The sequence below is a fragment of the Alteromonas algae genome (assembly GCF_049117195.1).
Taxonomy (GTDB): Bacteria; Pseudomonadota; Gammaproteobacteria; order Enterobacterales; family Alteromonadaceae; genus Alteromonas.
This window is the reverse complement of sequence record NZ_CP185260.1, coordinates 3,540,931-3,553,828: the sequence shown is the minus strand read 5'-3', so window position 1 is coordinate 3,553,828 and position 12,898 is coordinate 3,540,931. Positions and strand designations below refer to the sequence as shown.

The following is a 12,898-nucleotide window of genomic DNA, read 5'->3' as shown; positions in this document are numbered from 1 at the left end:
GCACAAAGACCAGCTTACTTTTTTACGTGTTCTACTGGTAAAGCAAGGCGCAAATATGAAGCCGAATTAAAAAAAATCAACCCCTTTTTCATAATATTACGGGGAGTGACTGATTTAATTGAATTTTTTGTTCATCAATTGTACAGCCATAAGCCAGCACCTGAACGCCTTTGCGCTGCGCGTTCTTAAGTGCAATTGCATAGTTTGGATCAATATCTTCTGCAACGCTTACCGATTGTATACCCGTATGTTGGACACAAAACAGCAATGTGGTTTTAACGCCCGCAGTGGCAAGCGAGGCAAGTTCATCGCAATGTTTCTGTCCGCGTGTCGTTACGGCATCTGGGAAATACCCGTTATTGCCCCTTGCCAGGGTAACGGATTTCACTTCGATGTATTCCGTTTGTCCTTGTGTGGTGCAAGCGAAGTCAAAACGACTGCTCCCACCTGGCGGAGTAACCTCGCATTTGTACGTATCAATGGTGGAAAACGTGTCTATACCCTTGTTATTTAGTGCTTGTGCCACCAACTTATTAGCATTGTGCGTATTAATGCCGATAAAGTGGCCGTCTTTGGTTTGCGCGAGCTCCCAAGTATAAGGCAGTTTACGTTTCGGATTATCCGATACCGATAAATACGCGATGAACCCTGGTTCTGCACATCCTGTCATTGCCCCAGTGTTCGGGCAGTGTGCGGTGACGATGTCGCCATTATCAAGTGCGACATCGGCTAAAAAACGCTTGTAGCGTTTAATGAGTGTGCCGCGTAACAAGGGGGGAGAAAAAATCATAATGCGCAAAACTCCGTACTTTATTAATGAGTAAAAGATTAATAAGTAAATGCGTTCGAAAATAAATACCGTAGGGCTATTCGCTTTCGACCCAATAATATTATAAGGATACATGTAATGAGTGACTTTACCGTAAGCTTATCTCTCGATAAAGCAGACGCGTCGTGGGGCGAAGCCTCACGATTAAGTTTTACCGCATCGGGCGCTGTAATTCATCTACCCAATGAAGAACTCAATGAAAAAACGATTCAGCAAGCTGCGCGTAAGTTAGATGGTCTGGCTATCCCATCGGTCACACTTACAGGTGATTGGCATAAAGAACAGCAGTGGGCGTTTGCATTAAGCTTTACGCGTGCCCGCAAGCCGGCCGCTATTAACTGGGCCGATAATGATGATAAAGCCTGGTTAGAACAAAGCTACTCAGCATTGCTCTTTACCCGTCAGTTGGTGAATGACACGCCAGAAGACCTAAGCCCTGAGACACTAGCACAGCGTGCCGCGGACTGGCTTGAGTCTCTTGATGAACAAACCGTGTCTTATAACATGACCGTAGGCGAGGACCTGTTAACAGCTGGCTGGGTGGGCATTTACAATGTCGGTCGTGGCAGTGAGAGGCCGCCGGCCATGTTAGAGCTAGATTATAATCCTACTGGTGACAAAGACGCCCCAGTCGATGCCGTACTCGTAGGTAAGGGCATAACCTTTGATAGTGGTGGTTACAGCATTAAATCAAGTGAAGGTATGCTTGACATGAAATGCGACATGGGCGGAGCAGCAACGGTAACCGGCGCACTAGGTTTGGCTATTACGCAGGGGATTACTAAGCGTATTAAGTTAATTTTATGCTGCGCTGAAAACCTTATCAGTGGGCATGCTTACAAGCTTGGTGATGTACTTACTTATAAAAATGGCGTCACGGTTGAAGTGGTCAATACTGACGCAGAAGGACGCTTGGTACTCGCCGACGGGCTGATGGCGGCAACAGAAACAGGTGCTCCACTTATTATTGATGCAGCTACCTTAACGGGGGCAGCTATGGTTGCGTTAGGGTCAGATTATCATGCGGTATTTTCGTTAGATGATAACGCTAGAGATAAAATGCTGAGAGCCGCGAAAGAAGAGAATGAACGCTTTTGGCCTCTTCCGCTAGAACCGTTTCATGCAGAGCGCTGCCCATCAGCATTTGCTGATACTGCAAACAGTCGTCCTATGAAGGGTGGTGGTGGCGGTGGTGCGTCAAATGCGGCCGGGTTCTTATCTCGCTTCGTGAAGGCCGAGGGATGGGTACATCTCGATTTGGCGGCTGCATATCATGGTGGTGCGACATCAGAAATGCCGGTGGGGGCAACCGCGAAAGGTATTCGCAGTATCGCTCGTTTATTGCACGATTTTTAAATTAAATAAAGGTGATGCATTAGCATCACCTTTTTTAATACTTCATTTCACTGCGATGACATAGCGCAATACGTACTAAATGCCACCTAAACGTTCGGCTAGCTGCTTATAACGTTCAACGTCGCCGTTATCAAACAGTGGCTTTCCATCTGCGTCTTTTTCTTTTGCAATAAGCAAACTTTCGCGCTCTAAGCGCTCTACACGTGCTTCTTGTACATCAAGAAACGCTGCAACTTCTTTTACCGTCATTAAGCTCATTATTAGAATTCCACTTGTTTTATTTTATTGTATTTTTATTTTCGGGTACCGAGACTTCCTCATTACAACATAAAGTAGCAGAAATAAGGCATTATCCAAAAGTTGTAATCACGTTAACCCGAGATGATGCTCGCTGATGCGGACAAACAATTGTGTATTTCACATAGCGAAACTGGTTGTATTGTTAAAGTTAAGCGTAAAATTAAATTTTTTCGAGGGCTTTTTTCACACTAATGTCGATAAGTGCATTAAAATCCTGCATTATCACGCTTTTTAGCACATCAGATTTTTAAAGAGGCATAAAAATGGATACTTGGTCCGCTGCGGTAATGCTGTTTTTGATCATGGATCCGCTCGGTAATCTGCCTGTTTTCATGTCGGTGTTAAAATCAATAGAGCCTCGTCGACGCCAAATTATTCTTGTTCGAGAGCTTTTGTTCGCGTTAGGTATTCTGTTTATTTTTCTTTTTAGCGGCCAGTCTGTTCTAAATTTCTTAAATGTAGAGCAGGAAACCGTGAGCATTGCCGGCGGTATTATTCTCTTTTTAATTGCACTGAAAATGATTTTTCCTTCATCAGGTAATCCGAGTGGTTTAGCGGTAGGAGAAGAGCCCTTTTTGGTACCTCTTGCAATCCCCATGATAGCCGGCCCTTCGACACTTGCCGCGCTTATTCTTCTGGCCAATCAAAACCCAGAACGAATGACTGACTGGACCATGGCATTAGGTGCAGCATGGGGAGTGAGTGCGGTGATACTGCTGTTTTCAAATGTATTCCATAAATTGCTTGGAGAACGTGGCTTAGTTGCTATGGAGCGATTAATGGGTATGATTTTGGTCATGATAGCTATTCAAATGTTATTGGATGGCGTCACACAATACTTCTTGCAAGCTACTGGAGCGCAATAATGACAACGCAAAAATTAAACACATTCGGCCGCGTACGCGCGTTGGAAGGGTGGAAAGCCGTGGCGTTTAGTGCAGCGTTACTTGAGCGAATGTTACCCAATTATGCGTTATTTTGCGACGTGACTGAATCAGACAATGCGCCTACGTTGCGCAATTGTTTAAACGCCGTATGGGAGTCGATTACTTCGCCTAAAAGCAAATTCAATATTGCTGTGCAGTTAGAGAAAGTTGAACTTGCGACCCCAGACACCGCTGATTATGATTTTTTCGGTGTTTACCCTGCTATTGACGCGGCGATCGGTCTTGCTGGGCTACTTAATTTAATGGCTGGTGACGACCCACAAGGTGCAGTAGTGGTAAGCAAATTGTCGCAAGGCAGCGTTGAAGCGTACCTATTGTCGTCGGGCGAAGCGACAGAAGAAAATATAAAGATGCATCCATTAATGGCGTTCGAAGTTGCTATTCAAAACGCTTTACTTGATTGTGTTGAGTCACACACATACCCCGCAAAAGCGGCGCAAGCGCTTAAAGAAATAGCGCTAGAAGAAGGCATGTCTAACATCGGGCTAGAATTAGGATAAAGTAAGTACTAACTTACTTTGATTAGTCTGTATACCAAAGCCTGGGTCTGTTTCTCTTTTATAACTAGCCAGTTGTTCGGTAAGGGCGTTTCAGCCAGTTCTCTCTCGTGCTCCATGTAAACAAGGCCGCCCGACGCAATAATGTTGTAGTTCACTAACGCGCTCACGGTGGGCGCGATAAGCCCTTTGTGAAAAGGCGGGTCGACGAAGATGATATCAAACGTTTGCCCCGCAAGTGCTTGTAATTCGTTAAATGCATCGCCGCATTTTACATTTGCATCGCTAATGGCAAGTGTCGAAATGTTTTTCACAAGCTGCTGGGCATTTTGTCTGTCTCGCTCAATAAATACACATGATTGTGCATAGCGAGAAAGTGCTTCAAGCCCTAAGCCGCCAGACCCTGCAAATACGTCTAAACATTGTGCATCTTGAACATCACCCATCAGCCAATTAAACAAGGTTTCTTTATTTCGGTCGGTGGTGGGCCTTAAGCCCTCTGCATCTAATACCGGTAATTTTCGCCCACGCCACTTGCCACCGATAATGCGAATTTGACCCGCCTGGCTCGATTTCTTGGCAAAAGTAGGTTTTTTTGATTGTGAAGATGCCCTGTTGGGGCGAGAAACTCGCTTCATAGTAGCTGACAGTGGTATCATGCGTTTAAACAATTGGTTGGCAAGTGTAGCCGAATTTGCTCAGAATTTATAAGGATTTGTCCTAACAATGTCGAAACTTTTTGGCTGGTTCAGCAAGAACAAAAAAGCAGAGAAACAAAAAGAACAGCAAGCGCAGGAACAGGCGGTTGCACAAACGGATAATCAAGCCGATAACATTGTTGATAGCGCTGATAGCACTCAAGAACGCATTGAGCCAACGCAGCCGGTATCTGTTGCCCCATCGCGCGAAGCCACGCCAGACGGGAATGCTGCAATTCATTCGAGTGTAGCTGACAGTGTGAATGACAGTACGGGTGACGTCGCAGAAAAGCCATTAAACTTTTCTTCTGACGAGCAACGCGAAAGCGATGGTGTTGAGCCATTAACACAGCGTGAACCGCAGTCTGGCAGTGCGTTATCGGTAGACGCTATTGATAGCGACGCCGAGGCGATTTCACCTACAGAAACTGTTGAACAGGCTGAGATCGGCGAGCAAAACGACATACAACAGGTGGCTGGGTTTGAAAACGCAGTAGAAACAGAAGTGATGGCCGAAGAGGCGGTGTCCGAGCGGATTGATACAGACGCCAATGCTGACGCGATAACTAACGACGTAATAGCAGAGCCTGAAAAGCAGGCAGACGCTTCAGCGCCCGAAGAGAAAAAATCGCTATTTTCACGCTTAAAAGAAAGTTTGTCGCGAACCAAAGCGAATTTGGGTAGCGGTATAGTCAGCCTATTTAAAGGGAAGACGATTGACGATGAACTTTATGAAGACCTTGAAACACAGCTGTTAGTGGCTGATGTGGGCATGGATACCACGCAAAAAATTATCAACCACCTCACCGATAGCGCTTCAAGAAAAGATCTAAAAGACGCTGAGGCACTGTTAGATATTTTGAAGCAGCAGTTATCCGGCATGCTCGATAAAGTGAACGCGCCGCTACCAGAGGCTATGCAGTCACACGATGCGCAAGAAGGGCCGTTTGTTATCTTAATGGTCGGCGTTAATGGTGTAGGTAAAACGACGACCATTGGTAAGCTTGCTAAACAGTTTCAGCAACAAGGCAAAAAAGTCATGTTAGCTGCGGGTGACACGTTCCGCGCCGCGGCCGTTGAGCAGCTTCAAGTATGGGGTGAGCGTAATGACATTCCCGTTATTGCGCAGCATACGGGTTCTGACAGTGCCTCAGTGTTATACGATGCCCTTGAAGCCGCTAAATCTCGCCACTGCGATGTATTAATCGCTGACACCGCGGGTCGCCTGCAAAACAAAAGTAATTTGATGGAAGAGCTAAAGAAAGTCGTGAGAGTGATGAAAAAGCTTAACCCAAATGCACCTCATGAAGTGATGCTGACATTAGATGCGGGTACAGGGCAGAACGCAGTTAGCCAGGCTAAACTCTTCAATGAAGCGGTTGGTCTCACGGGTATTACACTGACCAAGCTTGATGGAACGGCTAAAGGTGGGGTTATCTTCTCTATTGCCGATCAATTTGGTATACCTATTAGATACATTGGTGTAGGTGAAGGTATTGATGATCTTCGCCAGTTCGATGGCCAAGAGTTCATCGATGCGCTGTTCAGTGAAATGGATACGCCAGAGCGTTAGTCCACCTTAGTTTAGGGAAGATACATGATCAAGTTTGAGCAGGTAAGCAAAACCTACCCTGGAGGTCAACGCGCGCTGAGCAAAGTTGATTTTCATATAGCGCCGGGCGAAATGGCCTTTTTGACCGGACATTCTGGGGCCGGGAAAAGTACCTTACTTAAATTGATTAGTATTATGGAACGGCCTACCGTTGGCCGTGTCCTGATAAACGGGCATGATTTAAATACCATTACGCGGCGTGATATTGCGTATATTCGCCGTGACATAGGCATGATTTTTCAAAGCCATCAGTTACTTATGGACAAAACGGTGTTCGACAATGTGGCGTTGCCGCTTGTTATTGAAGGGTTTACGCACAAAGAAATAAAAAAACGTGTCGATGCCGCGCTGGAAATGGTCGGATTACGAGACAAAAGCCGTTGTTTACCCATCACCCTATCAGGCGGTGAGCAACAGCGTGTAGGCATCTCTCGTGCCGTGGTAAATAAGCCTCCCTTGCTTCTCGCCGATGAGCCCACAGGTAACCTAGACCCTAAGTTATCGATGGAAATTATCCGTTTATTTGAGGATTTCAATCAAGCCGGCGTATCAGTGCTTATCGCTACCCATGACTTAGGCCTTATCGCAAGAATGCGCTACCGCACGCTAACGCTAAAGAATGGCCAAATGATCACTGACGGCCTAGCCGACAATTCGGAGGGCTTTTAAACATGAGTATTTTGTTTAATGGACGTTCACAAGGTGCTGCGTCGGCAAAAGTAGGCATGGTTCAAGCCTTTATCATGTTTTTCGTTAGTCATGTAAGACAAGCGTTATCGAGCCTAGGTGAGCTATGGCGTCAGCCACTTGCATCACTCATGACCATTGGCGTATTGGGGTTAAGTATTACCTTACCCAGCACGCTATATATCATGGTAAAAAATACTGAAAAAATTACCGCAGGCTGGGAACAAGCCTCGGAGATCTCACTGTTTTTGAAACCTGACTTAAATGCGGCCAGCGCTCAGCAATTAGTAGCGCGGCTCAATACATGGAAAGAAATTGACACCGTGGTGTTTATTCCAGCAGACGATGCACTTCAAGAGTTTCAGCAGTTATCGGGGTTAGGAGATGCCATAGCGTATTTAGAGCGAAACCCACTTCCCGATGTGGTTTTGGTCACGCCTAACGAAAAATATGCATCACCAAACGCAGCCCAAGGCTTACTAAACAAATTGACACAACAGCGTGAAGTGGATATTGGTAAGTTAGACATTGAATGGCTAGAGCGCCTGTATGCAGTGATAAGTATCGCAAGCGATTTAGTTACGCTTATTGGCCTTTTATTGTTTATTGCGGTGGTGCTCATCATTGGAAATACAATACGCCTGAATATTCTGAACAAGCATGATGAAATCGTTATTATGAAGCTAGTGGGTGCAACCGATGCGTTCATTCATCGCCCATTTTTATACACGGGTTTCTGGTACGGTTTGCTAGGGGGGCTTATTGCATGGTTCGCCGTGATTATTATTCTTTGGTGGATGGACAGCAGTATTTCGCACTTTGCTGCGCTTTACCAAAAGGAGTTCAACATTACAGGGCTTACCGGCAGCGCGTTGCTAACCATGTTGGGGCTATCTGTGCTACTTGGTTTGTTGGGCTCGCTTATTTCAGTACAGCGTCATGTACGTCAGATTGAACCAAAGTAATAAGAACAACCTGCGCAACCGGTTTATGAATTGCTACGCGGTTGCGGTGGGGTAGTGACTTGAAATAGCGCTTCGTACGCCGTTACCCCAAACAATCGCTTGGTTGTATAGCGTGTGTAAATGCTTCTGTTCTATATTGAGCATTTTAGACTGCTTTACCACGTTCATCCACAATGCGCTTTCAAAGGCGCGTACCAGCGTCATATAATTAACGAACTCAGGGTTTTTGCCAAGCAGGGCATCGTTCACGGTATCTGACAAAGGAAGTTGTTTGACAATGTCCTGCATCGATTGGTTAAGTAGCCCTTCTAATAATGAGAATAAACCCACTAAAAACCCTACAGGTGGGTCTGTTTGCATACCCCGTTGTTCTGATAGCAAATCAAAGAACTTAGCCCTTACCAGTGACATATGGATAATTTCAAGCGGCTTGTCATCACCTAAGTTCGTCAAACTTAACAAGGCGATAAACTTCTTAATTTCTACCTCACCCATATAATTAATAGCGTGTTTCAATGAGGTAATTTTATAGCGCTTATTAATGGTTGGGTTGTTGATAAATTTAAGTACTAAGAAACTTAACGCTGCATCCCTTTCAATAATTTGGGTAATGCGGTTTATATCGAAGTCAGTTTTACTGCTCTCGCCCATTAAATCGACGATATTCATCTTTGAAGCAGGCAGTTCACGGGAGATACGTATTTCAGGTTGCGAGAAGAAATAGCCTTGGAAAAAATTAAAGCCTAAATCTTTACAAATCGAAAAGTTATCATGAGTGTCAACTTGCTCTGCAACCAGCTTTACATCTGCATCGAGGTACCGAGGAATGTGTTTTTCTATATTTTCGAAGCGCGCTTTTGATACATCTACTTTTACAATGTCGATAAGCGGGAAGATATCGTGCTTGGCGCTAAGTAACATAGGGTCGTCTATCGCCAAACGAAAGCCTAATTGCTTGATGTGCTGACAGGCTTCAAGCAAGCCACTTTGATCAAAAGGGTTATCAGCAAGTTCAACCACCACAGATTCGGGGTTTAACGTAGTGGGAAAGCGAGAAATTAATGTGTCTGACGAGAAATTGATAAAAGACGTTTTTTCCCCGCTGATGTCGTCTAGACCAAGCGGAAGAAAGTGCTCTGCAATCATTTTTGCTTTTTCTGGTTTATGCTCGGGGTATGCGCCCCCTTTGCCGTCTCTAAACAAGAGCTCGTAAGCAAATACATCTTTTTCTTTATCTAAAATTGGTTGGCGAGCGATAAACGCAAACATACATTTTCCCTGACGACGTCGCCGATGTTTTCTTATCGGTGCTTATTATTCCTTCAGTCTACGTCATATACTACGGTTGCGACAAGCAATTCACTCGACAAGGGGCACTTTTCACACTTTTGTATAATCTTACGTTGTCATTAACAGAGGTAACGCTCTTGAATGGCCTTATCGCTAAGGCCTGGACTACTCTGGTTTAGTCGACGTGGTTACATTTTGCATGTGCCCAGCCCATTTAATGGCTTGGTTGTAATATTCATGCAGTGTGGTTTGCTTAACATTGTATTTAGCAGAGAAGCGTTTGATGCCGGTCCAATTGGCCCGTTCAAAATATTTTGCCACGGTTAAACTGTCTTTTAATAATCCGGGTTGGCCACATAACGCTTTTTTCACATCTTCACTAATTGGAACTTTACTTACCAATTCTTCGATGGTCTGTTCCATCATAGCATCAAGTAATGATAGTAGCCCCGTGAGGAACCCCGTTAATGGGTTCTCGCCTGATTTGTTCGAAAGAAATACATATTCACAGAACTTGGCGCGAACCAGTGCCATATGCATCAATTCGTTAGGCTGCCCGTCACTTAAATTAGCTAACGCTAGCAATGAAATAAACTTTTTCACCTCGACCTCGCCCATAAACGTTAGGGCATGCTTGAGTGAGGTGATTTTGTTTCGTTTGTTAATGAGAGGGTTATTAATAAAGCGAAGAAGGAGGTAAGTCAGGGATGGGTCACGCTCAATAATGCGGTTTACTTCCTCAAAATTAAGCTTGGGCTGACTACTTAACGTGAGCAGCTCCATCATGGTCAAACTACTCGGCCCTAATTTTCTATGGCGAACAATTTCCGGCTTCGCCAAAAAATACCCTTGGAAGTAATCAAAGCCCATGTCTTTGAACTTTCGAAACTCTTCATATGTTTCTATTCTTTCTGCGACCAATTTTATTTTATGTTGGTGGAAGCGTTCGATTAAGGCCGGGATTTTTTCATGGGCAATTTCAGTGGTGTCAATTTTGACCACACTGGTGAAGGGAATAAAGGCATCCCATTTGCCATGCATATCGTAATCATCAAGTGCAATTGGGTATCCCAACCCTCTTATATGCTTGCATGCAGCAACAAGGGCATCATCCACATCAACGGTTTCGACAACCTCAATAACGACTTTGCTTGCATCAAGAGATGTTGGGAAGCGGAACATTAAGGTATCGCGGTGAAAATTAATGAAAGCTTTTTTATCACCGGTAATTTCTTCAATCCCTAGACTTAAATGCGTCGAGGTTAAAATTTTTGATGTTGCTTCATCGGGGGGAATATCAGGAAAACAATTCTCTTCGCCTGAGCGAAATAAAAGCTCGTACGCATACACCGAGCGCTCGGCGTCAAAAATAGGTTGTCTTGCGATGTAAGCAAACATGAATGGCCTCTTGCTCTTTCGCGCTTCTGCGCGTTTGTTATTATAATTTTGCAGAGCGCTAGCGAGTAACTACTGCCGATATATAAGGTAAATCTCATTGTATGTAAAAAATCGATGCAATCAATCGAAACTTTACGATATCTAAATATTAAAGAGTCTGTACCATACAAGCTATCAATCGAGTCAGACTGCGATTGACGTCGTTTGTGTGCGATAAGTGCTGACAAACTGACGGCATTACCCCGTATACTATGTTTCCATAGGTCAAAAAAGTCGTGTTGCGTGCAAACGCTGTGTAGACATAACTTGAACTTTTTTTTACATTACAGGTCTTGATATAGGTGAGTATGTCCCCATACCCACTAATCGAAGAAGTTTTATTACCGTAACTGGGTCTCGAACAGCTTCTTGAGTTTTGGTATACTGAAGCTGTATTTAATGAGGTGAAAAATGAGCAACAATTTGCAAACCATGGCTTTATCAGCGCTGCACAGCGGTAGCATCGAAGGCTACGTTCAAGCTGTAAGTAGCATTGATATGCTTAGCGCTGAAGAAGAGCGTGCGCTAGCTGTGCGTCTTCGCGAAGATGAAGATCTAGAGGCGGCTCGTAAGCTTGTCATGTCGCATCTTCGTTTCGTTGTGCATATTGCTAAATCTTATTCTGGTTACGGCCTACCGCAAGCTGATCTTATCCAAGAAGGTAACATTGGTTTAATGAAGGCGGTTAAACGTTTTGATCCTACCGTTGGCGTACGCTTGGTATCGTTTGCTGTTCATTGGATAAAAGCAGAGATACACGAGTTCGTATTAAAGAATTGGCGCATTGTTAAAGTGGCTACGACGAAAGCACAACGTAAGTTGTTCTTTAATCTTCGTAAAGCGAAGAAGCGCCTTGGCTGGTTTACTCACGATGAGGTGCAAACGGTAGCGTCTGCGCTCGGGGTGAGTACGAAAGAAGTGCTTCAAATGGAAGCGCGTATGAGTAGTCAAGACCAAGCGTTTGATTTAAGTGCGGATGAAGATGAAACGGGTAATTTTGCACCGGTCCAGTTTTTAGAAGATAAGTCTGCTGATGTAGAAACAGATGTTATCAATAGCGATTGGGATGCGAATGCTAGCAAGCGTCTGTATTCTGCACTGAAAACACTTGATGAGCGAAGCCAAGATATTATCGAAACACGTTGGTTAGCCGATAACAAGATTACGCTTCAAGACTTAGCTAATAAATATGAAGTGTCAGCAGAGCGTGTTCGTCAAATTGAAAAGAATGCAATGAAAAAGCTACAAGCTGCAATGGTTGCTTAACACCCTTGCTGTTGACAAAAAAAGCGCCGATGGCGCTTTTTTTATGTCTGATACGAGCAAGGTTAACGCCTTAATCGTTGTTACTAGGTAACACCCAAAACACCCCTTTAAACTCGGCGACAGCAGCATCACCGTCTAAGATATCTACGTTTAAATCAAACCGTGCTTTTTTACCCTTTTCTAAAAGGGTAAATTTACCTGATAAGGTTTCAATATTGCTAATAGCCCGTGGTTTCATCGTGATTGGTTTATGATAATGAATGTTGCCATCACCTAATACAATGTCACCCATCAAACCTCGCTCTTTCAATTGCAGGAAAATCATTCCCCAGCCTGTCAGCGTGGCCAATGAAAAAATGCTGCCAGCAAACATGGTTCCATGCACATTAATATTTTTGTTTAACGATGCTCTCGTTTCTAGGGTGCGACCGGTATATTGATAAAGTTTTATACCCATATGTTCAGTGATAGGTATGGTGTCGGTCCACGTCTTTTGGAGTGCTTTACACCATTTTGGGTGTAGTACCAGTATATTATTTTCGTCTAACTTCTTAACCATCTGCTGGCGTTTAAGTAAGCCTAATTCGTTCGGGGCTTCTCGCTCGACTACAAACCCGCATGCGGTGAAAAATGAAATAGAAATTTCACGGCTATTGGTGACGGCCCTTACCGCGCCAAGATCTTTTGCCACGTTTTCTAATGCCGCTAGTATCATTTGTCCTAACCCCTTCCGATGATGGACTGGGTCGACCGCAATATGCCTTATTTGCGCCTCTTCGGCGGTATTTAAGTGCACGCGCCCGCATGCAACAATCTTGTTGTCTCGGTCTATAATGGCGCGGTGCTCTGCCACCAATTCGTATTCGTCTTTTTCCGAACCTAATGGAAAGTTCCAAGGCTGACGTAGGTGAGTCCAACGAAATTGGAAATAGTCATCGAATTCCTTGTCGCTTTTTGGCGTTACCACTTTATACACAATAACTCGATCCTTTAATGTGAACTGAAACCTTTAAT

Annotated in this window: 13 protein-coding genes; 7 read left to right on the top strand and 6 right to left on the bottom strand. The window is 44.4% G+C overall.

All coding sequences use genetic code 11. The annotated features are described in order from the left end of the window. Window positions 1–88: 88 nt before the first annotated feature. Window positions 89–790, bottom strand: coding sequence for a DNA/RNA nuclease SfsA (sfsA, locus tag ACOJRU_RS15755; protein ID WP_421132674.1), 702 nt, complete (start codon window positions 788–790; stop codon window positions 89–91). 117 nt (window positions 791–907) lie between these two features. On the opposite strand from sfsA, the gene pepB reads away from it, so the two are divergent. Then, entirely contained in the window at window positions 908–2,185 is a 1,278-nt protein-coding gene (pepB, locus tag ACOJRU_RS15750) for an aminopeptidase PepB (protein WP_421132673.1), read from the top strand. A gap of 75 nt (window positions 2,186–2,260) precedes the next feature. On the opposite strand, the gene ACOJRU_RS15745 is transcribed toward pepB, so the two are convergent. Then, window positions 2,261–2,443 (bottom strand): helix-turn-helix domain-containing protein, encoded by a 183-nt coding sequence (locus ACOJRU_RS15745; protein WP_421132672.1) that lies wholly within the window; start codon window positions 2,441–2,443, stop codon window positions 2,261–2,263. A 305-nt stretch (window positions 2,444–2,748) separates the two neighbouring features. Here ACOJRU_RS15745 and ACOJRU_RS15740 point away from each other — a divergent pair, with 305 nt between their 5' ends. Next, complete coding sequence (locus ACOJRU_RS15740; RefSeq protein ID WP_421132671.1) at window positions 2,749–3,351, top strand: YhgN family NAAT transporter; 603 nt, start codon at window positions 2,749–2,751, stop codon at window positions 3,349–3,351. Further along, the gene (locus tag ACOJRU_RS15735) at window positions 3,351–3,932 is read left to right on the top strand and encodes a YjaG family protein (RefSeq protein ID WP_421132670.1); all 582 of its coding nucleotides are present in this window, start codon (window positions 3,351–3,353) and stop codon (window positions 3,930–3,932) included. The genes ACOJRU_RS15740 and ACOJRU_RS15735 overlap by 1 nt, the downstream gene beginning before the upstream one ends. Before the next feature lie 8 nt (window positions 3,933–3,940). On the opposite strand, the gene rsmD is transcribed toward ACOJRU_RS15735, so the two are convergent. Then, window positions 3,941–4,588 (bottom strand): 16S rRNA (guanine(966)-N(2))-methyltransferase RsmD, encoded by a 648-nt coding sequence (gene rsmD, locus ACOJRU_RS15730; protein WP_421132669.1) that lies wholly within the window; start codon window positions 4,586–4,588, stop codon window positions 3,941–3,943. A 67-nt stretch (window positions 4,589–4,655) separates the two neighbouring features. Here rsmD and ftsY point away from each other — a divergent pair, with 67 nt between their 5' ends. From ftsY to ftsX, 3 genes are read left to right on the top strand one after another with little or no spacing between them, the layout of a single operon-like run. Beyond that, on the top strand, window positions 4,656–6,200 hold the full coding sequence (gene ftsY / locus ACOJRU_RS15725; RefSeq protein WP_421132668.1) for a signal recognition particle-docking protein FtsY: 1,545 nt from the start codon (window positions 4,656–4,658) through the stop codon (window positions 6,198–6,200). 24 nt (window positions 6,201–6,224) lie between these two features. Further along, window positions 6,225–6,908 (top strand): cell division ATP-binding protein FtsE, encoded by a 684-nt coding sequence (ftsE, locus tag ACOJRU_RS15720; RefSeq protein ID WP_421132667.1) that lies wholly within the window; start codon window positions 6,225–6,227, stop codon window positions 6,906–6,908. Between the two features lie 2 nt (window positions 6,909–6,910). Continuing rightward, entirely contained in the window at window positions 6,911–7,891 is a 981-nt protein-coding gene (ftsX, locus tag ACOJRU_RS15715) for a permease-like cell division protein FtsX (RefSeq protein ID WP_421132666.1), read from the top strand. Between the two features lie 33 nt (window positions 7,892–7,924). Here ftsX and ACOJRU_RS15710 read toward each other — a convergent pair whose 3' ends face one another. Together ACOJRU_RS15710 and ACOJRU_RS15705 are read right to left on the bottom strand one after the other, a co-directional pair. Then, entirely contained in the window at window positions 7,925–9,160 is a 1,236-nt protein-coding gene (locus ACOJRU_RS15710; protein WP_421132665.1) for an EAL and HDOD domain-containing protein, read from the bottom strand. Between the two features lie 186 nt (window positions 9,161–9,346). Further along, the gene (locus tag ACOJRU_RS15705) at window positions 9,347–10,579 is read right to left on the bottom strand and encodes an EAL and HDOD domain-containing protein (protein WP_421132664.1); all 1,233 of its coding nucleotides are present in this window, start codon (window positions 10,577–10,579) and stop codon (window positions 9,347–9,349) included. Between the two features lie 450 nt (window positions 10,580–11,029). On the opposite strand from ACOJRU_RS15705, the gene rpoH reads away from it, so the two are divergent. After that, window positions 11,030–11,884 carry an RNA polymerase sigma factor RpoH gene (gene rpoH / locus ACOJRU_RS15700; RefSeq protein WP_421132663.1) on the top strand — a complete coding sequence of 285 codons (855 nt, stop codon included), beginning with the start codon at window positions 11,030–11,032 and terminating at the stop codon, window positions 11,882–11,884. Between the two features lie 70 nt (window positions 11,885–11,954). Here rpoH and ACOJRU_RS15695 read toward each other — a convergent pair whose 3' ends face one another. Beyond that, the gene (locus ACOJRU_RS15695) at window positions 11,955–12,860 is read right to left on the bottom strand and encodes a YiiD C-terminal domain-containing protein (protein WP_421132662.1); all 906 of its coding nucleotides are present in this window, start codon (window positions 12,858–12,860) and stop codon (window positions 11,955–11,957) included. Window positions 12,861–12,898: the final 38 nt, after the last annotated feature.

Excerpts from the sequence above, each read along its gene's own strand:
- sfsA (WP_421132674.1), bottom strand. The coding sequence starts at position 790 with ATGATTTTTTCTCCCCCCTTGTTACGCGGCACACTCATTAAACGCTAC.
- ftsX (WP_421132666.1), top strand. The coding sequence starts at position 6,911 with ATGAGTATTTTGTTTAATGGACGTTCACAAGGTGCTGCGTCGGCAAAA.
- ACOJRU_RS15705 (WP_421132664.1), bottom strand. The coding sequence starts at position 10,579 with ATGTTTGCTTACATCGCAAGACAACCTATTTTTGACGCCGAGCGCTCG.
- rpoH (WP_421132663.1), top strand. The coding sequence starts at position 11,030 with ATGAGCAACAATTTGCAAACCATGGCTTTATCAGCGCTGCACAGCGGT.
- ftsY (WP_421132668.1), top strand. The coding sequence starts at position 4,656 with ATGTCGAAACTTTTTGGCTGGTTCAGCAAGAACAAAAAAGCAGAGAAA.
- ACOJRU_RS15740 (WP_421132671.1), top strand. The coding sequence starts at position 2,749 with ATGGATACTTGGTCCGCTGCGGTAATGCTGTTTTTGATCATGGATCCG.
- ftsE (WP_421132667.1), top strand. The coding sequence starts at position 6,225 with ATGATCAAGTTTGAGCAGGTAAGCAAAACCTACCCTGGAGGTCAACGC.
- rsmD (WP_421132669.1), bottom strand. The coding sequence starts at position 4,588 with ATGATACCACTGTCAGCTACTATGAAGCGAGTTTCTCGCCCCAACAGG.
- ACOJRU_RS15735 (WP_421132670.1), top strand. The coding sequence starts at position 3,351 with ATGACAACGCAAAAATTAAACACATTCGGCCGCGTACGCGCGTTGGAA.
- ACOJRU_RS15710 (WP_421132665.1), bottom strand. The coding sequence starts at position 9,160 with ATGTTTGCGTTTATCGCTCGCCAACCAATTTTAGATAAAGAAAAAGAT.
- ACOJRU_RS15745 (WP_421132672.1), bottom strand. The coding sequence starts at position 2,443 with ATGAGCTTAATGACGGTAAAAGAAGTTGCAGCGTTTCTTGATGTACAA.
- pepB (WP_421132673.1), top strand. The coding sequence starts at position 908 with ATGAGTGACTTTACCGTAAGCTTATCTCTCGATAAAGCAGACGCGTCG.